Source organism: Chitinophaga sp. CC14 (assembly GCF_048957795.1).
Lineage (GTDB): Bacteria > Bacteroidota > Bacteroidia > Chitinophagales > Chitinophagaceae > Chitinophaga > Chitinophaga ginsengisegetis.
The window spans coordinates 2,028,317-2,047,329 of the sequence record NZ_JARBFY010000005.1 but is presented as its reverse complement, the minus strand read 5'-3'; the positions used below and the strand labels follow the sequence as shown (position 1 = coordinate 2,047,329).

Below are 19,013 nucleotides of genomic sequence, written 5' to 3'. Positions count from 1 at the left end.
CGTCGTTGTCATTATTAGCCACCAGTATGGAGGATAGGTAAACGTGCATATAATCACAAAATATAACGCCTTCCTCCGCAAAGAGGGAGGCTTTTTTTTGGACTGTATATTCCTGGTATAATTTCAATTTTATGTATAGCTATTACAACGACAACACTTTTCTTTACATCAACGGTGAGTACACCAAAGCAAATGCTGCTACAACTGACCTGTATGGCCAGTCGCTCCACTACGGTTATGCTGTTTTTGAAGGCATCCGCGCCTACAAAACCGCAAACGGCGAAGTGAAGATCTTTAAAGCAAAAGAACACTTCGACCGCCTGAAGCGCTCCTGTGAACTGATCCACATCCCTTACAAATTTGATAACGAAGAGCTGATCGCCGCTTGTTATAAAGTACTGGAGATGAACAACATGGAAGAAGCGTATATCCGGCCGCTGGTTTTCTGTCCGCCAAATATGACGCTGAAAGCCGCCGCAGAGTCGCACATCCTGATCTGCGCGTGGGAATGGGGAGCTTACCTGGGAGAAAAGCTGTTGCGCGTAATGACTTCCTCCTACGAACGACCAAATCCGAAAGCATTTAAAATAGAATCCAAATCGGCCGGTCTTTATGTAAACTCCATACTGGCCTCGCAGGAAGCAAAAGAAAAAGGTTACGATGAAGCGCTGCTGCTGGATATGAATGGTTACGTTGCAGAAGGCCCCGGTGCTAACATCTTCTTTGAAAAAGACGGCAAAATATACACTCCTCCCGCCGGTAACATCCTCCCAGGCATCACCCGCGCCACTGTTATCGAACTTTGCCAGGAACTGAATATCCCACTGGAACAGAAATTATTCACCATCCCGGAATTAAAAGAAGCCGAAGCAGCGTTTTTCTGCGGTACCGCAGCAGAAATCATCGGTATCGACTCCCTGGACGGTCAGTCTTTCAGCAAACCCTGGGCACAGTCACTCGGAAAATTACTCCAACAGGCTTACAAAGCTAAAGTGCTGGAAAAATCATTTCAGCGCGAAGCTCAATTAGCATAACCGTTGGCTGTTAGCTGTTAGCATTCGCTAAATGCTAACAGCTGACAGTTAAAACCCTTTGAAGGTTGTAAATCGAAAAACTTACAATCCTTTGCAGTAAAGGGTTTTGAAGTTAAAAAGGCAGATTTGAAGACCGGTAAATTGGAATAAGTTGGTTTGAATTTGACGACGACACCGGGTAATTTGTGGAGAGTTTTTAAAATAGGGTACCTATAAACACCTGTAATCGGGGTAATAACAAAAAGCAATGGAATTAAATAAATACAGCAAGACGATCACGCAAGACCCTACGCAACCAGCTGCGCAGGCACAATTGTATGGAATTGGTTTAACAGAAGAAGATCTGAAAAAAGCACAGGTGGGTATCGTCAGCATGGGCTACGATGGCAACACCTGCAATATGCACCTGAATGATCTGGCGAAAGACGTGAAAAAAGGCGTCTGGGCAAATGATCTGGTCGGACTCATTTTCCATACTATTGGCGTCAGTGACGGTATGAGCAATGGTACGCCGGGGATGCGCTACTCCCTCGTTAGCCGTGATCTGATTGCAGATTCCATTGAAACCGTTGCAGGAGCGCAGTATTACGACGCCCTGATCACCGTACCTGGCTGCGATAAGAACATGCCCGGTTCCCTGATGGCAATGGGTCGCCTCAACCGCCCCTCTATCATGGTTTACGGCGGTACCATCGCCCCCGGAAAATATAAAGGCCAGGATCTTAACATCATCTCAGCATTTGAAGCATTAGGTCAGAAAATGGCCGGCAAACTGGATGAAGGCGATTTCAAAGGCATTGTACAGAATTCCTGCCCCGGCGCCGGCGCCTGTGGCGGTATGTACACTGCTAATACCATGTCTTCCGCTATTGAAGCACTCGGTATGAGTCTCCCGTACAGCTCATCCAACCCCGCATTGAGCCAGGACAAAAAAGATGAATGTATCGCTGCCGGTAAATACATCCGCCTGCTCCTTGAAAAAGATATTAAACCTAAGGACATCATGACCAAAGAGGCGTTTGAAAACGCCCTCACCATCATCATGGCCCTGGGTGGCAGCACCAACGCCGTACTGCACTTTATCGCCATTGCGAAGTCAGTAGGCATCTCTATCAGGCTGGAAGATTTTCAGCGCATCAGCGACAAAACACCGCTGATCGCCGACCTGAAACCAAGTGGTAAATACCTCATGGAAGACCTCCACAACATTGGCGGCGTTCCACTGGTAATGAAATATCTCCTGAAAAAAGGATATCTCCACGGCCATTGTATGACCGTTACCGGTAAAACAATCGCCGAAAACCTGGAAGACGTGGCAGACATAGATTTCAGCACACAGGATATCATTGTGCCGCTGGAAAAACCACTGAAACAAACCGCCCACATCCAGATCCTCTACGGTAACCTCGCTACAGAAGGCTCCGTAGCCAAGATCACCGGTAAGGAAGGCGAACGCTTCAGAGGCCCCGCCCGTGTATTCGACGGCGAATTTGAACTGATCGCAGGCATCACCTCTGGTAAAGTGAAAGAAGGGGATGTGGTCGTCATCCGCCAGGTAGGCCCGAAAGGCGCTCCCGGTATGCCGGAAATGCTAAAACCCACCAGCGCCATCATGGGCGTGGGACTGGGTAAAAGCGTAGCCCTCATCACTGATGGCCGTTTCTCCGGTGGCACCCACGGATTTGTGGTAGGCCATATTACCCCGGAAGCTTTTGAAGGGGGAAATATCGCACTCGTACAAGACAACGATATCATCGAAATAGACGCAACGAAGAATTTTATCAATGTGGAAATCAGTGATGAAGAACTGGCCGCACGCCGGGCAGCGTGGAAACAACCCGCATTGAGAGTGACCAATGGAATCTTATTTAAGTACGCAAAACTTGTAAAAAATGCAACAGAAGGATGTGTTACCGATGAAGCCTGAGATAGCAGATAAACAGTTAGCTGCAAAGCCTGTGATTACAGGTTCCGAGGCTGTGATCCGTTCCCTGATCGAAGAAGGGGTGGACACTATTTTCGGATATCCCGGCGGGGCGATCATGCCTATTTATGATGCCCTTTACGATTTCCAGGATCAGGTCCATCACATACTCGTCCGGCACGAACAGGGTGCCACTCATGCTGCACAAGGCTATGCACGCAGTTCTGGTAAGGTAGGTGTAGCTTTTGCTACGTCCGGTCCGGGCGCTACCAACCTGGTTACAGGTTTGGCGGATGCTTATATGGACAGTACCCCAATGGTATGCGTAACCGGCCAGGTAGCCGCCGCCCTGTTAGGAACCGATGCATTTCAGGAAACAGACGTGATCGGCATTACCATGCCTATCACCAAGTGGAATATACAGGTGACCCGTCCGGAAGATATCCCCGGCGCAATGGCCAAAGCATTTTACATTGCCCGCAGCGGCCGTCCCGGCCCTGTACTGGTGGATATCACCAAAAATGCACAGTTCGGGGAATTTGAATACGAGTACAAGAAATGTGAATATATCCGCAGTTACCGTCCTATTCCTGAATTGAACCAGGATGCAGTAACCGCAGCAGCAGCGCTGATCAACGGTGCAAAGAAGCCATTCATCCTCTGTGGTCATGGCGTACTGTTATCAGGTGCGGAAAAAGAACTGATCGCACTGGCTGAAAAAGCCGCAATTCCGATCGGATCTACTTTACTGGGCCTGTCTGCCGTACCGGTAGATCACCCGCTGTATGTAGGTATGCTGGGAATGCATGGTAACTATGGTCCCAATATGCTCACCGGCGAAGCCGATGTCGTAATCGCAGTGGGCATGCGCTTCGATGACCGTGTAACCGGCGACGTAGGCACTTATGTTCCCAACGCGAAAGTTATACACATCGAAATCGATGCAGCAGAGATCAACAAGATCATTAAAGCTGATGTAGCCGTTCACGCAGATGCAAAGCCAGCCCTGGCAGCATTGATCAAACAGGTAAACCCTGCAGAGCATGCAGCCTGGCTGGAAGAATTCCGCGCCGCTGATAAAAAAGAATATGATAAAGTACAGCATGCTGAACTTTATCCGCAGGAAGGTGAACTGAAAATGGCAGAAGTAATCCGCCTGATCTCAGAAAAAACCAAAGGCGAAGCAGTACTGGTAACAGATGTTGGTCAGCACCAGATGGTAGCTTCCCGCTACTACCGCTTTAAAAATCCCAATACCAATGTCACCTCCGGTGGAATGGGTACGATGGGCTTTTCGCTGCCGGCAGCAATGGGCGCTAAAACCGGTACGCCTGAAAAAGAAGTAGTCGCTATTATCGGCGATGGTTGCTTCCAGATGACATTACAGGAACTGGGCACTATTCACCAGTCGCAGATTGGTGTGAAAATAGTGATCCTGAACAATAACTTCCTGGGAATGGTAAGACAATGGCAGCAACTGTTTTTCGACAGGCGCTATTCCTCCACTGAAATGGTCAATCCCGACTTTGTACAGGTTGCCAAAGGATTTTATATCCCCGGCAAAAAAGTAACAGCAAGGGAAGATATATCCGCCGCTATTGATGAAATGCTGGCGCACAAGGGTGCTTATCTGCTGGAAGTAGTAGTGGAAAAAGAAGATAACGTATTCCCAATGGTGCCCGCAGGCGCTCCTGTTTCCAGCATCAGGCTGGAGTAGCAGCATCCCGGAGGATTCACATTGATCATTTGTAATTCACAACAGGTATATGCAAAAAGAATATACAGTAACGGTATATACGGAAGATCGTATAGGTATAACCAACCGTATCACCATCATATTTACCCGCAGGGGCATCAATATCACCAGCTTAACCACCGCTGAAACAGAAATTCCGGGTGTGTATAAGTTTGTAATAACGGTGATGTCTACACGTGAGAAGCTGGATAAGGTAGTTGGACAGATAGAAAGACTGATTGAAATTCACCGCGCTTTTGTGCATGAAGAAGATGAAGTGGTATACCAGGAGCTGGCGTTGTACAAGATTTCTACCCGGTCGTTACATACAGGTGATATCGAAAGACTGATACGTGAAAACAATGCGCGTATCCTGACGATCACCGCAGATTATTTTGTGATCGAGAAAACAGGTCATCAGCAGGAGCTGACGGATTTTATCAAGAAACTGGAGCCATACGGCCTGATAGAGTACACCAAGAGCGGAAGGGTTGCCATTGTAAAATGGAGCCGCCGTTTCCACGAGCACCTGAAAGAATTACATACACAGGAAGCGCCCGGCCTTTAGCTGCGTGCTTTCAGCAAATAACTGGCTGCCGGCCAGCCGCCGGCAGCTGACATCTTAATCATTATTCATTCAAATCACACCTCAGCTAATAGCTAACAGCTAGTAGCTAAAAGCTAAAAAAACAACACATGGCAACCATCAATTTTGGAGGGGTACTCGAACAAGTAGTAACCAGAGAAGAATTCCCTATGGAAAAAGCAAGGGAAGTGCTGAAGAACGAAGTGATTGCAGTTATTGGTTATGGCGTACAAGGTCCTGGCCAGGCACTGAACCTGAAAGACAATGGCTTTAATGTTATTGTAGGTCAACGTAAAAATTCCAAAACCTGGGATAAAGCAGTTGCTGATGGCTGGGTTCCTGGTGAAACTTTATTCGATATCGAAGAAGCAGCTCAGAAAGGTACTATTCTTCAGTTCCTGCTGTCTGATGCCGGACAGATCACCCTGTGGCCTACTTTAAAGCAACACCTGACTCCTGGTAAAGCGCTGTACTTCTCCCACGGTTTCGGTATTACCTATAAAGAGCAAACCGGTATTATTCCTCCTGCTGATGTAGACGTAATCCTGGTAGCTCCAAAAGGTTCCGGTACTTCACTGCGCCGCCTGTTCCTGGCTGGTCAGGGTCTGAACTCCAGCTACGCTATTTTCCAGGACGCTACCGGCCGCGCTAAAGAACGCGTAGTAGCACTGGGTATCGGCGTTGGTTCCGGTTACCTGTTCGAAACAGATTTCAAAAAAGAAGTTTACTCCGATCTTACCGGCGAACGCGGCTCTCTGATGGGTTGTATCCAGGGTATCTTCGCTGCTCAATACGAAACACTGCGTAAGAATGGTCACTCACCTTCTGAAGCTTTCAACGAAACAGTAGAAGAACTCACTCAGTCACTGATGCCACTGGTAGCAGAAAACGGTATGGACTGGATGTATGCAAACTGCTCTACTACTGCTCAGCGCGGTGCGCTCGACTGGTGGAAGAAGTTCAAAACTGCTACCCAGCCTGTATTTGATGAACTGTATGCCAGCGTTGCTGCAGGTAAAGAAGCTGCCCGTTCTATCGCTTCCAATAGCACCCCGGACTACCGCGAGAAACTGAACGAAGAACTGAAAGAACTCCGCGAAAGCGAAATGTGGCAGGCAGGTGCGGCTGTACGTAAGCTGCGTCCTAACAACGCTTAATAGCTAATATTATACATTACAATGGCAAAGCATTTTCGAATTATTGAAATTATTGGCGCTCGTATTTAGTACGGAAGAATACATCTTTCCAATACTGAATACAGGTTCCATGATTTCGATAATCCCGAAAATGCTTTGCCATTTGTATTAATTACATTTTATGTCTGAAGTAATGAGTAGTGTCAATTCCCTGAATATCCTGGACGCGGCAGTGAAACTGAAACCAATCGTCACCCGCACTCCGCTGATGTATAGCGCCAACCTTTCCCGGCGTTATAACTGCGACGTATATCTGAAAAGAGAGGATATGCAGATTGTACGCTCTTATAAATTGCGCGGCGCCTATAACCTCATCAGCAGCCTGCCCGCCGAACTGCTGGCCAAAGGCGTTACCTGCGCCAGCGCCGGTAATCACGCCCAGGGCTTCGCTTATGCGTGTAAAGCCATGAATATAAAAGGCGTGGTGTTTATGCCCGTGATCACACCAAAACAAAAAGTTAACCAGGTAAATATGTTTGGCGGCGATCATATAGAAATCCGCCTTGTAGGAGATACCTTCGACGATTGCTCTGCGGAAGCCCAGGCTTTCACAAAAGCAAACAGTATGACCTTTATCCCTCCTTTCGATAACCCGAAAATAATTGAAGGACAAGGTACAGTGGCAGTGGAAATACTGGAAGACCAGTCCGCTATCGATTTTCTTTTTGTACCCGTTGGTGGCGGCGGACTTGCTGCCGGCCTCGGCACCTATTTCAAAACTTACAGCCCCAATACCCGCATCATCGGCGTGGAACCGGAAGGCGCGCCCTCCATGCTCCGCGCACTGGAAAACGGCGGCCCCGTTACCCTCGACGAAATAGAACGATTTGTAGATGGCGCCGCTGTTAAAAGAGTAGGTACCCTCAACTACGAAATCTGTAAAGATGTGCTGGACAAAATGCACCTGGTACCCGAAGGAAAAGTGTGTTCTACCATCCTCCGGTTATATAATGAAGATGCTATTGTGGTAGAACCCGCGGGCGCCTTGTCCATAGCGGCACTGGACGACCATGCAGCAGAAATCAAAGGAAAAAAAGTAGTATGCGTTATCAGCGGCAGTAACAACGACATCGACCGCATGCAGGAAATAAAGGAACGCTCACTCCTGTATGAAGGATTGAAACACTATTTTATTGTACGCTTTGCTCAACGTCCCGGAGCCCTGAAACAATTTGTGAATGATATACTTGGCCCGGATGATGATATCACCCGGTTTGAATATATCCAGAAACATAATAAGGAAATAGGCCCGGCACTGGTAGGGGTGGAATTGAGGCACCGCGAAGACTACGATAAACTGATTGCCAATTGTCAGAAATATAATTTCCAGATCACCGAACTGAATAAAGATGACAGCCTGTTCGGGTATCTCGTATAAAAATCAGGCGCGTCCATAAAATGGGCGCGCTATTTTTTTTGTGACGCTACCACCGGAAAATCCAGTAATTCACATTCCTCAATTTTGAGATCCCAGATCAGCCCCCTGCAATAGCCTTTCAGGAAAACCGGGCTTCCCTTCGTTAAATTGATATCTTCCTTGTTCTGCAGAAAGCATTTAATGGAATGGGATCTGTCACTGCTTTTAAGGATCATATAGGCAGTGCCCATTGGATTAATACCTGTACCAATATAAATACCGTTTAGATATACCGTTTCATTCGTATACTTTTCTGCCACTACCGGATCATTCGCCAGATATAGCTTTTGCAGCTCTATGGCGCCTATAGGGTATTGTGCACATCTTCCTATACTGGTATCTTCTTCGGGCATTACCGCGAAATGCAGATCAGCAGCAACATCCGGTATACCCTTGTGCTGGTTAAGAAATGAGTAAAGCAAAATTCCGGCAATGGTGATGACAACCATACCAATTGTGATTAGATGCAGGCGCCGGTACCTGTTGCGGTTCTTTGAGGTAGTAGTACTCGACATGACGGGGAATTTAGGGATAGTGACTAATATACCAACAAAACCAAAGAGCAAATCCTGCTTAACAACTGCATAACAAAAAAACGCCCGGCCCGGTTCACCGGGACGGGCGTAAAATAAAATCCGGCGAGCTTATTTTAAACTCGCAATGTCAATTACAAACCGGTACTTCACATCGCCTTTCAGCATCCGCTCATAAGCGGTATTGATATCTTTGATATTAATTACTTCCACATCGCTGGTAATATTATGTTCTGCGCAGTAATCCAGCATTTCCTGCGTTTCACGGATACCGCCGATCAATGACCCGGCAATGCTCCTGCGTCCCATGATCAGGTTGAAAGCCGGTACCACGGAAGGTTCCGGAGGCACTCCCAGGCAAATCATCACACCATCGAGATTCAAAAGGTTTAAGTAAGTGGTGTAATCATGCGGGGCAGAAATAGTATTGATGATAAAATCGAACTTGCTGTAGAGCTGCTTTACCTGTGCTTTATCTGTCATCAGTGCAAAATGATGGGCTCCCAGCCGGCGGGCATCCGCTTCTTTGGAAGGAGAGGTGCTCAGCATAGTTACCTCGGCGCCCATAGAGGAGGCGAGCTTTACTGCCATGTGACCAAGGCCGCCCAATCCCACTACTGCCACTTTATGTCCTTTACCTACTTTCCAGTGGCGAAGGGGGGAATAAGTGGTAATGCCGGCGCATAACAGCGGTGCTACGCCATCGAGCGGTAACTTATCAGAAACTTTCAGCGTATAGTTTTCATCTGTTACAATATGGGTGGAGTATCCGCCATAAGTATGCGTTTTTCTATCCATTTCGTAACCGTTGTACGTACTGGCGCCACCGGTTACACAATATTGCTCCTCGCCGGATTTGCATGGATCGCACTGCCGGCATGAATCTACAAAGCAGCCTATCCCGGCCAGATCGCCCACCTTGAATTTCGTGACATGATCGCCGACTTTGGTGATACGCCCCACTATTTCATGACCGGGAACCATCGGGTAAATGGAATTGCCCCACTCATTCCGCACCTGGTGTATATCCGAATGGCATACCCCGCAGTAAAGGATTTCGATCTGCACATCATGCGGACCGGGCTCCCTGCGCTCAAAATTCCAGGGACCTAATGGCGATGCAGCATCCTGCACAGCATAAGCTTTTGTTGCAATCATGGTGTAAAATTTTAGTCCCCCGAAGCTACATAATTTGTACTATCCGGATACCTGCCCGTTTAAAACGGCTCTTTTTACTGTTTTTTCAATAACTTATACAGTAATAAACGGATCGCCTGTTTTTATTTTTGGTGTAAAATAATAAGATCATGGAGCTTAACTTAAAAGGAAAGGTAGCCATCGTTACCGGTGGCAGTAAAGGCATAGGCAAAGGCATCGCAGCGTCCTTGCTGCAGGAAGGCGCTACAGTAGTGATCACCGCCCGTAATGCGGATGAACTGGAAGATACAGCCGCCATGTTCCGGCTGCAGGGAAAGGATGTGCTGGCGGTAGTAGCAGATATGACGAAAGAAGCGGACCTGCAGCGGCTGGTTAACACCACGGTGCAGCAGCTGGGTCATATCGATATCCTCGTAAACAACGCCGGCGGCATTGATGCCTTCGGACCATTGGATACCATCAGTATGAGTCAGTGGCGCCAGGTGTTTGAAGTCAATTTCTTCGGTCTGGTTGCACTCACCCAGTTGGTAATACCGCATATGAAAAAGCAGGGCGGTGGCAGGATCATCAATATCTCCTCCGAAAATGCGGAACAGCCGGATCCCAACATGGGCCATTATAATGCTACAAAAGCCGCGTTGAATAACTATTCCAAAACATTGTCGCAGAACTACGGAAAAGACAATATCCTGGTAAACACCGTTTCACCCGCATTTATCAAAACACCTTTGGTAGATGAAATGCTGGAAGGCATCTCAAAAGAAAAAAATATTTCCATCGCCGATGCCGCCAAAGAATTCCTGAAACAAAACCGTCCTTACCAGGTATTGGGCCGCCCCGGTACCCCGGAAGAAACCGGCAGCATAGTAGCCTTCCTGGCTTCTGATCACGCCTCTTTCATCACGGGCGCGGTATTCCGGGTAGATGGCGGATCTGTAGGCACTGTATAAATAATAAGTATGTTAAGTTTCTGGGAGAAGGAAAGCCTGCTGCAATACGATTATATCATTATCGGCAGCGGTATCGTTGGCTTATCGGCCGCCATCAGCCTGAAAGAAAGAGCGCCCGGCAGCCGGGTACTGGTGCTGGAAAGAGACATTCTACCCACCGGCGCCAGTACCAAAAACGCCGGCTTTGCCTGTATCGGTAGCCTCACCGAAATATTGACCGATCTGCAAACGATGTCCGTGGAAGCGGTGAAGAACCTGGTTAATCTGCGCCTGCAGGGCTTACGCCTGCTGCGCAGCCGCCTCGGCGACGCCACTATCGGCTACAGGGAAAACGGCAGCCATGAACTGATCGCCCCCCGGGAAGAATGGGCGCTGCTCCAACTCCCGGAAGTAAACCACATCCTGGCAGAACTCTTCAACGGGGAACCCGCATTCACCCTGGCAAACGACCGCCTCCCTGTTTTCGGTTTTGCCCCCGGTCATGTAAAAGCACTTATCCGCAATAACTTTGAAGGAGAATTACATACCGGTAAAATGATGCGGGCGCTCATTGACACCGCCCTGTTAAAAGGAGTGGAAATTAAAACCGGCTGCACCGTAAAAACAATAGACGATTTTCATACAGGTGTAAACGTTATAGTGCCGCATCATACCCTGGAAGAAGACATTACCTTCTCCGCCCGCAAAGTGCTCATCTGCACCAATGCCTTTACCCGCCGGCTGCTCCCGGAGGAAGATGTAGTGCCCGGCAGGGGACAGGTACTCATTACCACGCCGGTAAAAGACCTGCCCTTTAAAGGAGTTTTCCACATGGAAGAAGGATATTATTATTTCAGGGAACTGGAAGGAAGAGTACTGCTGGGTGGTGGCCGTCAGCTCGATTTTGCCGGGGAAACTTCCACCAACTTCCGGTTTAACGACCGGATCCAGCACGAGCTGGAAGTATTGCTGCATAACGTAATACTCCCGGGCCGTGAAGTGGCGGTGGCCGACAGGTGGACCGGCATTATGGCTTTTGGTAAAACAAAGCAACCTATCGTAAAGGCACATACGAAAAATGTGATCATGGGCGTGCGCATGGGAGGCATGGGCGTGGCCATCGGTTCTGTAATCGGCGACAATATTGCCGTGATGGCATTGGAGTCCTGATAATAACCCGCTACGGGCAGGCATCGGCCAAAATGTTTTTTCCCGCCAAAGCCGAAAAACTTGCTTCCCGGTTTTCTGTGTTCTATATTTATTTTTTATTTCCACGCTATCAGGCATTCAGTTGACAATTCCTATCTCCATAAAGGAAAGGAAATCAATCAGGAATGTATTTTTATTGCGTTCACGGGTACCTTTTGTGAAAGTAAAGGGTATCAATTGTTTCTTTTTATACAAAAGCACTATGACAAGTAATTTAAATGTATAGTTTTAGCACCCGGTAAACCGCGGCAGCCCTCGCGTTTTTTATTTTCACGTAAAAAAAACATTTGTAAGCGTATTTTTTACATTTATTATGTATATTGATCCGCTAAATTTTTTATAACCACGTTTGAACGTTATGCAAACAAAATCCTTACACATCTTTGATTACCTGGTATTCCTGGTATATTTTTTAATAGTGGCTGGCTATGGTTACTATATCTATCAGAAAAAGAAGAAGACCACAACGGATTCCAAAGACTTTTTCCTGGCAGAAGGTTCCCTTACCTGGTGGGCTATCGGCGCATCGCTCATTGCTTCCAATATTTCTGCAGAGCAGTTTATAGGGATGTCCGGAAACGGATTCAGCATGGGACTGGCCATTTCAACCTACGAATGGATGGCGGCGGCTACGCTCATCGTGGTAGCAGTGTTTTTCCTGCCTATTTACCTGAAAAATAAGATCTATACCATGCCCCAGTTCCTGGAACGCAGGTATAATCAAACGGTAAGTACCATCATGGCCGTTTTCTGGCTGTTGTTGTATGTGGTAGTGAATCTCACCTCTATTCTTTATCTCGGCGCCCTCGCTGTTTCCACCATCTCCGGTATAAACTTCTATGTGTGTATGGTGGCACTGGCCTTCTTCGCCATCCTCATTACGCTGGGAGGGATGAAGGTGATCGGCTACACCGATGTGATACAGGTGTTTTTCCTCATCCTCGGCGGATTAGCCACTACTTACCTGGCATTGCAGCTGGTGTCTGAGCATTTTGGAGAGAAAGGCGTACTAAAAGGCTTCTCCCTGATGACACAACATGCCAGCGATCATTTCCATATGATCCTTCATAAAGAGAATCCCAAATACCTCGATCTGCCCGGCCTGAGCGTGTTGATTGGTGGTATGTGGATCGTAAACCTGAACTACTGGGGATGTAACCAATATATTACACAACGTGCATTGGGTGCGGATCTGAAAACCGCCCGCCAGGGATTACTGTTTGCAGGCTTCCTGAAACTCCTGATGCCGGTGATCGTAGTATTACCGGGTATTGCGGCTTACGTACTGTATGCCCAGAACCACGGCGATTTCGCACAATCTATGATGAAAGGCGGTTCCCTGAACCCGGATAATGCTTACCCTGTACTGCTCAACCTCCTGCCTTCGGGGCTGAAAGGACTGGCATTTGCTGCTTTAACAGCCGCGGTAGTGGCTTCCCTGGCAGGTAAGGCCAACAGTATTTCCACCATTTATTCCCTGGATATTTATAAGAAGATATATAACAAAAATGCCGACGAAAAGAAGATCGTAGGCGTAGGCCGTGCCGTGGTAATTATTACCATGATCATTGCCATCGTGATTTCCAACTTCCTCGGTATAGATAAAAAAGGTGGTTTCCAGTTTATCCAGGAATATACCGGCTTTGTTTCTCCCGGTGTATTTGCCATGTTTGCCCTCGGATTTTTCTGGAAACGGACAACTTCCAGCGCAGCCATGTTTGCGATGATAGGTGGTTTGCTTCTTTCCTTCTTCCTGAAATTTATGCCGGCATGGGTAAACCTGGAGCCTTTGCACCAGTTTGGCTTTGCCGCATTAAACCCGGACAGCGGCTTGTATGAAATGGCCTTCATTGATCGTATGGGACTGGTGTTTGTAGTGTGCGTGGTGGGTATGATCATTATTACGTTGTCGGATAAACGCAGTGTGAACAATCCGAAAGGACTGGCTATCGACGCCAGCATGTTTAAACCCAACCTGGGCTTTACCGTGGGCGCCTTACTGATTGTAGGTATTCTTATTGCCCTGTATACTGTATTCTGGTAATAGGAACATTTTATTATTTTGGTATCCGGATATTTTAGGACATTTTCCTGTCGTAAAATATCCGGTCCTTTTTCAGATTGTTAATTTTTTCGCGTTATGTACTTTATAGGATACGATATTGGGTCATCGTCTATCAAAGCGGCGTTGCTGAATGCTGATACCGGCGCTTGCGTGGCCACTGCCACCTGCCCCGAAAAAGAGATGGCTATTGATGTACCACAGGCCGACTGGGCAGAGCAGGACCCTGAGAGCTGGTGGAAGGAAATTATTCACGCTACGGAAATCCTGCTGAACAGGTATACTGTTGATCCTGCACAGATCAAAGGAATCGGTATTGCTTACCAGATGCACGGATTGGTGTGTGTGGACAAGCAACAACAGGTACTACGCCCGGCTATTATCTGGTGCGACAGCCGTGCCGTAAATACTGGTAATGCCGCCTTTAAAGCACTAGGGGAACAGTATTGCCTTGAGCACCTGCTTAATTCTCCAGGTAACTTCACCGCCTCAAAGCTTCGCTGGATCCAGGAAAATGAACCGCATATTTATGAACGTATTCATAAGGTAATGCTGCCGGGTGATTTTATTGCCATGAAATTAACCGGTGAAGCCTGCACCACCATCTCCGGCTTATCAGAAGGTACCTTTTGGGACTTTGAGGAAAATACCGTTTCCAAAGCATTACTGAAGTATTATAATATAGATGAACAACTGCTGTCTGCCATCGTACCTACGTTCGGCATCCAGGGCCAGCTCACAGCGGCAGCAGCTGCTACCTTGAAACTGGCGCCCGGCACACCGGTTACCTACCGCGCCGGCGATCAGCCCAACAACGCTTTTTCGCTCAATGTGCTGCAACCCGGAGAAGCCGCCACCACAGCGGGTACATCGGGCGTAGTATATGCCGTACACGATAAAAACAGTTTCGACCAGCAGAGCCGTGTCAATACATTTGTGCATGTGAATAACGATCACACCCATACAAGAAATGGCGTGCTCATGTGTCTTAACGGTACCGGTATTGCCAACAGCTGGCTCAAAAACCTGGTAGGGGATATCACCTATCCTGAAATGAATACCCTGGCGCAACAGGCGCCGGTAGGCGCTAAGGGCCTGCAGGTGTTTCCTTTTGGCAACGGTGCGGAACGCATCCTGGAAAACAGGAGCCTCGGCGCTACCCTCCGCAACCTGGAGTTCAACCGCCACAGCCGCGCGCACATTATGCGCGCCGTACAGGAAGGCATTGTATTTGGCCTTAACTATGGCATGGACATCATGGCGGAAATGGACCTCAGCATTCACCGTGTAAGAGCCGGACATGCCAACATGTTCCTCAGCCCCCTGTTCCGGGAAGCCTTCGCCAATACCGCCAATGTAGTGATAGAATTATATAATACAGATGGTGCTCAGGGCGCCGCCCGCGGCGCAGCAATAGGAGCCGGCTATGTTAGCACTGCAGACGCTTTCCGCGGTATGGAATGCCTCGCAGTGATAGAGCCGGATGCCGCGCTGCAGTCACAATACCGTGATGTTTACGGCAACTGGCTGAACGGTCTTCGTACCCTGATGCACTAACGGAAATATATAGGTTGATCCAGCATTTTAAAAAACCACATTAGTTATGAGTATTACATTAGGAAACAACGAGTATTTCAAAGGGATTGGTAAAATACAGTTCGAAGGACCACAGTCAGACAACCCGCTGGCTTACAAATGGTATGATGAGAACCGCCTCATCGGCGGTAAATCCATGAAAGAACTGTTTCGTTTTGCAGTGTCTTACTGGCATACCTTCTGCGGAACCGGCGGTGATCCCTTTGGTCCGGGTACCAAACAATTCCCGTGGCTCACTTCTTCAGACGCCAATCAGAGCGCTAAAGACAAGATGGACGCAGCTTTTGAGTTCATCACCAAAATGGGGCTTCCGTACTACTGCTTCCATGATATAGACCTGGTAGACGAAGGCGCTAACATCGCAGAATACGAAAGCCGTATGCAGCAAATCGTTGCCTACGCCAAACAAAAGCAACAAGCCAGCGGCGTGAAATTGTTATGGGGCACAGCCAACGTATTCAGCAACCCACGCTACATGAACGGCGCTGCTACCAATCCTGATTTTGCAGTATTGGCCTACGCAGGTACCCAGGTGAAAAATTCACTGGATGCCACCATCGCACTGGGCGGCGAAAACTACGTATTCTGGGGCGGTCGTGAAGGTTACATGACCCTGCTCAACACCAACATGAAACGCGAACAGGAACACCTGGGCCGTTTCCTGGGCATGGCCCGTGATTACGCACGGGCACAGGGTTTCAAAGGTACCTTCTTCATAGAGCCTAAACCCTGCGAACCCACCAAACACCAATACGATTACGATGCCGCCACGGTGATCGGCTTCCTGCGCCAGTTTGGCCTCGACAAAGATTTCAAACTGAACCTTGAAGTAAACCACGCTACGCTGGCAGGCCATACCTTCCAGCACGAACTGCAGGTAGCTGTAGATGCAGGGATGCTGGGCAGCATTGACGCTAACCGCGGGGATGCGCAAAACGGTTGGGATACTGATCAGTTTCCCACCAACCTCAACGACCTCATTGAAAGCATGCTCGTAATTCTTGAAGCTGGCGGATTTGCCGGCGGTGGTGTAAACTTCGACGCAAAAACCCGTCGTAACTCCACCGACCTGGAAGATATCTTCCATGCACACATCGGAGGTATCGATACTTTCGCAAGAGCAGCGATCGTTGCGGAAAAAGTACTGACAGCCACGCCGTATAAAAAGTTCCGCCAGGACCGCTATGCTTCTTTCGACAGTGGTAAAGGACAGGAATTTGAAGCAGGTAAACTAACGTTGGAGGACCTCCGTAATTTTGCCCTGGCAAACGGAGAGCCCAAACAAACCAGCGGCAAACAGGAATGGCTGGAAAACCTGATCAACGCAAGCATTTAAGATATTTTTTGGGATTTTGCCTTGGTATTATTTGATAACAACAAACAGCTGTTATCAAATAATACCAAAGTAAAATCCCAAAATGTTTTATTTTTCTTCCAAAATAATGAACAATGAAATTTGGCATCCATTCTTTTCAAGAGGCAGGATTTGATATCGTTGCGCTCCAGGATCTCGAAACAGGAACGCAGGTGGAAATAATTCCTTCTTACGGCGCACTGCTGCATGCTTTCAAGGTAAAGCACACAACAGGGAATCTGAACCTGATAGATAGTTATACAGATATCGCCGACCTGGAAGCAAATCTGCGCACCAGCTTTAAAAGCGTAAAACTGAGTCCCTACGCATGCCGCATGAAGGATGCGCAATATACCTGGGAAGGTAAGCCCTACACCATTCAAAAAACATTGGCGCCCGGAAATGCCATCCACGGCTTGTTATACGATGCCCCTTTCACGGTGACCGCGCAACAGGCGGATGATCAGCAGGCATCGGTAACCCTTACCCATCATTTTAAACAAACGGATGATGCAGGGTATCCTTTTGCGTACGACTGTATCGCTACTTTTACCCTGCGCGCCGGTAATGAGCTGCAACTGAACACCACCCTCGTAAACCAGAGTGGCGCTACCATCCCCGTGATGGATGGCTGGCATCCATACTTCAGCACCGGTACCCCGGTAGATGAACTGGTGCTCACCTTTGCTTCAAAAGAAATAGTGGAGTTTAACGAAAAATTGCTGCCTACCGGAAAAGTATTGCCATATACCGAATTTGTTGAAGGGAAGCTGCTGAAAGGCGTGGAGCTTGATAATTCCTTTGTACTGGATCTCACAAAGCCACAACCGCTTGCCACGATCCACGATCCGAAGAAAAATATCAACATTGCCTTCTACCCGGAAAATAGCTACCCCATCCTGCAGATATACATTCCGCCGCACCGCACCAGCATCGCTGTGGAAAACCTTAGCGGCGCCCCGGATGCCTTTAACAACGGGCTCGGACTGGTTCAGCTGGCTGCCGGCGAAAGCAGGGTTTTCAGTACCCGCATCCAGGTGTCTTTATAGCATAACCAGGTGATGGCATATTCTTTGGCTCTTCCACTTTCATAAGTAACCCGATTATATCACCATATAAATTGAAAGATTATGGACAAGTTACAAATCAAAGGAAAGTGGAACGAATTAAAAGGTACCCTGAAACAAAAATATGCGGACCTGACCGACGATGACCTGTTATATGAAGAAGGACAGGAAGATAAGTTGATTGGAAAGCTGCAACAGAAATTGGGTAAAAGCCGGGACGAAGTGATCGATTTACTGAAGTCTGCCTGATTGGTACAACCTGAAATTTTAAATACACAGATCCTTCCGCCCCCGGGGTGGAAGGATTTTGTTTTTAAAACACCGTGGCATTTTCTTTAATTTGTACTTCGTTAGGGTAGATGAACAATGTCTATACTGATCTGTTTGTAAAGAATTGGAAGGGATTTAGCTGTAAAAATTATTATATTCTATATGAAGGTTTTCATACGCATCATAGCACTAGGCTGTATACTCAGTATGGCATTTGCTCCGAAGGTACAGGCACAGGTAACCGTTACCGGGATGATTTCAGACAGCAACAAGCTGGTGCTGCCCTATGCCACAGTCAGCAATCTCAATTCCGGGAAACGGTCGCTTTCCGATCAGGGAGGGTATTACAAAATATCTGCCTCCCGCAACGACCGGCTCGTGGTTACTTTCGTAGGCTACAAGCCGGATACGGTCATCGTTACCCAAAGTTCCGGCACTCAAACCATCAATGTGGTGATGGAATCGGCCGGGAAGTTCCTGAAAGGAGTGGAGATCACCTCCCAGTATACGCCTTACCAGGTGGATTCAATGGAAAGACGTAACCAGTACGGATATATTCTTGATAATCCGAACAAACCACTGGCAGGTGGCAGTACTCCTGAAGGCGCTGGTATCGTATTTAGTCCCATTACCCGTTTCTCCAAAAAAGAAAAACAAAAACGGCAGTTTAAAGAGAATTACGAGAAGATGGAAAAAGAAAAGTACATCGACTCCCGCTTTACACCGGTACTGGTAAGCCGGGTAACAGGGCTTAAAGGCGACTCCCTCCAGTTATTTATGCGGGACAATTATCCTGATTATAATACCATGCGGACGATCAATAACAATGATCTGTTGTACTGGATCACTGATAAATACAAAGCCTGGCTGAAGAAATAAGCAGGCAGAGGGCATAAAAAAAGCGCGGGATAACATATCCCGCGCTTTTTATTTTAATGGGTGT

At 47.8% G+C, this 19,013-nt stretch carries 16 protein-coding genes; 14 read left to right on the top strand and 2 right to left on the bottom strand.

What is annotated here, in order from left to right:
- Window positions 1–131 precede the first annotated feature (131 nt).
- From PV783_RS27740 to ilvA, 6 genes are all read left to right on the top strand, one after another.
- Window positions 132–1,034 (top strand): branched-chain amino acid transaminase, encoded by a 903-nt coding sequence (locus PV783_RS27740; RefSeq protein ID WP_079470490.1) that lies wholly within the window; start codon window positions 132–134, stop codon window positions 1,032–1,034.
- A 247-nt stretch (window positions 1,035–1,281) separates the two neighbouring features.
- The gene (ilvD, locus tag PV783_RS27735) at window positions 1,282–2,961 is read left to right on the top strand and encodes a dihydroxy-acid dehydratase (RefSeq protein WP_079470489.1); all 1,680 of its coding nucleotides are present in this window, start codon (window positions 1,282–1,284) and stop codon (window positions 2,959–2,961) included.
- Window positions 2,927–4,675 (top strand): biosynthetic-type acetolactate synthase large subunit, encoded by a 1,749-nt coding sequence (gene ilvB, locus PV783_RS27730; protein ID WP_235015942.1) that lies wholly within the window; start codon window positions 2,927–2,929, stop codon window positions 4,673–4,675. The genes ilvD and ilvB overlap by 35 nt, the downstream gene beginning before the upstream one ends.
- A 49-nt stretch (window positions 4,676–4,724) precedes the next feature.
- A complete protein-coding gene (gene ilvN, locus PV783_RS27725; protein ID WP_079470487.1) occupies window positions 4,725–5,261 on the top strand; it encodes an acetolactate synthase small subunit in 537 nt (178 codons plus the stop codon).
- Between the two features lie 128 nt (window positions 5,262–5,389).
- Window positions 5,390–6,436: a ketol-acid reductoisomerase gene (gene ilvC, locus PV783_RS27720; RefSeq protein ID WP_079470486.1), complete on the top strand. Its 1,047-nt coding sequence runs from the start codon at window positions 5,390–5,392 to the stop codon at window positions 6,434–6,436.
- 160 nt (window positions 6,437–6,596) lie between these two features.
- Complete coding sequence (gene ilvA / locus PV783_RS27715; RefSeq protein ID WP_420990379.1) at window positions 6,597–7,853, top strand: threonine ammonia-lyase IlvA; 1,257 nt, start codon at window positions 6,597–6,599, stop codon at window positions 7,851–7,853.
- A 29-nt stretch (window positions 7,854–7,882) separates the two neighbouring features.
- On the opposite strand, the gene PV783_RS27710 is transcribed toward ilvA, so the two are convergent.
- Together PV783_RS27710 and PV783_RS27705 are read right to left on the bottom strand one after the other, a co-directional pair.
- The gene (locus tag PV783_RS27710; protein ID WP_133256157.1) at window positions 7,883–8,407 is read right to left on the bottom strand and encodes a hypothetical protein; all 525 of its coding nucleotides are present in this window, start codon (window positions 8,405–8,407) and stop codon (window positions 7,883–7,885) included.
- A 129-nt stretch (window positions 8,408–8,536) separates the two neighbouring features.
- Complete coding sequence (locus PV783_RS27705) at window positions 8,537–9,583, bottom strand: NAD(P)-dependent alcohol dehydrogenase (protein WP_420990378.1); 1,047 nt, start codon at window positions 9,581–9,583, stop codon at window positions 8,537–8,539.
- Between the two features lie 149 nt (window positions 9,584–9,732).
- On the opposite strand from PV783_RS27705, the gene PV783_RS27700 reads away from it, so the two are divergent.
- The 8 genes from PV783_RS27700 to PV783_RS27665 all read left to right on the top strand — a co-directional run bounded on the left by PV783_RS27700 (window position 9,733) and on the right by PV783_RS27665 (window position 18,949).
- On the top strand, window positions 9,733–10,533 hold the full coding sequence (locus PV783_RS27700) for a glucose 1-dehydrogenase (protein ID WP_336386743.1): 801 nt from the start codon (window positions 9,733–9,735) through the stop codon (window positions 10,531–10,533).
- A gap of 9 nt (window positions 10,534–10,542) precedes the next feature.
- Window positions 10,543–11,682 (top strand): NAD(P)/FAD-dependent oxidoreductase, encoded by a 1,140-nt coding sequence (locus PV783_RS27695; RefSeq protein WP_420990377.1) that lies wholly within the window; start codon window positions 10,543–10,545, stop codon window positions 11,680–11,682.
- Between the two features lie 397 nt (window positions 11,683–12,079).
- On the top strand, window positions 12,080–13,765 hold the full coding sequence (locus PV783_RS27690) for a sodium/sugar symporter (protein ID WP_079470481.1): 1,686 nt from the start codon (window positions 12,080–12,082) through the stop codon (window positions 13,763–13,765).
- A gap of 96 nt (window positions 13,766–13,861) precedes the next feature.
- The gene (locus PV783_RS27685; protein WP_420990376.1) at window positions 13,862–15,340 is read left to right on the top strand and encodes a xylulokinase; all 1,479 of its coding nucleotides are present in this window, start codon (window positions 13,862–13,864) and stop codon (window positions 15,338–15,340) included.
- Between the two features lie 46 nt (window positions 15,341–15,386).
- Window positions 15,387–16,715, top strand: coding sequence for a xylose isomerase (xylA, locus tag PV783_RS27680; RefSeq protein ID WP_420990375.1), 1,329 nt, complete (start codon window positions 15,387–15,389; stop codon window positions 16,713–16,715).
- 113 nt (window positions 16,716–16,828) lie between these two features.
- Window positions 16,829–17,782, top strand: coding sequence for an aldose 1-epimerase (locus PV783_RS27675; protein ID WP_420990374.1), 954 nt, complete (start codon window positions 16,829–16,831; stop codon window positions 17,780–17,782).
- An 81-nt stretch (window positions 17,783–17,863) separates the two neighbouring features.
- Window positions 17,864–18,049 (top strand): CsbD family protein, encoded by a 186-nt coding sequence (locus PV783_RS27670; protein ID WP_079470477.1) that lies wholly within the window; start codon window positions 17,864–17,866, stop codon window positions 18,047–18,049.
- Window positions 18,050–18,232: 183 nt separating this feature from the next.
- A complete protein-coding gene (locus tag PV783_RS27665) occupies window positions 18,233–18,949 on the top strand; it encodes a carboxypeptidase-like regulatory domain-containing protein (RefSeq protein WP_079470476.1) in 717 nt (238 codons plus the stop codon).
- Window positions 18,950–19,013: the final 64 nt, after the last annotated feature.

What these genes read in the sequence shown, in the direction of transcription:
- PV783_RS27685 (WP_420990376.1), top strand. Translation starts at nt 13,862, where the DNA reads ATGTACTTTATAGGATACGATATTGGGTCATCGTCTATCAAAGCGGCG.
- PV783_RS27665 (WP_079470476.1), top strand. Translation starts at nt 18,233, where the DNA reads ATGAAGGTTTTCATACGCATCATAGCACTAGGCTGTATACTCAGTATG.
- PV783_RS27675 (WP_420990374.1), top strand. Translation starts at nt 16,829, where the DNA reads ATGAAATTTGGCATCCATTCTTTTCAAGAGGCAGGATTTGATATCGTT.
- PV783_RS27670 (WP_079470477.1), top strand. Translation starts at nt 17,864, where the DNA reads ATGGACAAGTTACAAATCAAAGGAAAGTGGAACGAATTAAAAGGTACC.
- ilvB (WP_235015942.1), top strand. Translation starts at nt 2,927, where the DNA reads ATGCAACAGAAGGATGTGTTACCGATGAAGCCTGAGATAGCAGATAAA.
- PV783_RS27690 (WP_079470481.1), top strand. Translation starts at nt 12,080, where the DNA reads ATGCAAACAAAATCCTTACACATCTTTGATTACCTGGTATTCCTGGTA.
- ilvN (WP_079470487.1), top strand. Translation starts at nt 4,725, where the DNA reads ATGCAAAAAGAATATACAGTAACGGTATATACGGAAGATCGTATAGGT.
- PV783_RS27710 (WP_133256157.1), bottom strand. Translation starts at nt 8,407, where the DNA reads ATGTCGAGTACTACTACCTCAAAGAACCGCAACAGGTACCGGCGCCTG.
- ilvC (WP_079470486.1), top strand. Translation starts at nt 5,390, where the DNA reads ATGGCAACCATCAATTTTGGAGGGGTACTCGAACAAGTAGTAACCAGA.
- xylA (WP_420990375.1), top strand. Translation starts at nt 15,387, where the DNA reads ATGAGTATTACATTAGGAAACAACGAGTATTTCAAAGGGATTGGTAAA.
- ilvA (WP_420990379.1), top strand. Translation starts at nt 6,597, where the DNA reads ATGTCTGAAGTAATGAGTAGTGTCAATTCCCTGAATATCCTGGACGCG.
- PV783_RS27695 (WP_420990377.1), top strand. Translation starts at nt 10,543, where the DNA reads ATGTTAAGTTTCTGGGAGAAGGAAAGCCTGCTGCAATACGATTATATC.
- ilvD (WP_079470489.1), top strand. Translation starts at nt 1,282, where the DNA reads ATGGAATTAAATAAATACAGCAAGACGATCACGCAAGACCCTACGCAA.
- PV783_RS27740 (WP_079470490.1), top strand. Translation starts at nt 132, where the DNA reads ATGTATAGCTATTACAACGACAACACTTTTCTTTACATCAACGGTGAG.
- PV783_RS27705 (WP_420990378.1), bottom strand. Translation starts at nt 9,583, where the DNA reads ATGATTGCAACAAAAGCTTATGCTGTGCAGGATGCTGCATCGCCATTA.
- PV783_RS27700 (WP_336386743.1), top strand. Translation starts at nt 9,733, where the DNA reads ATGGAGCTTAACTTAAAAGGAAAGGTAGCCATCGTTACCGGTGGCAGT.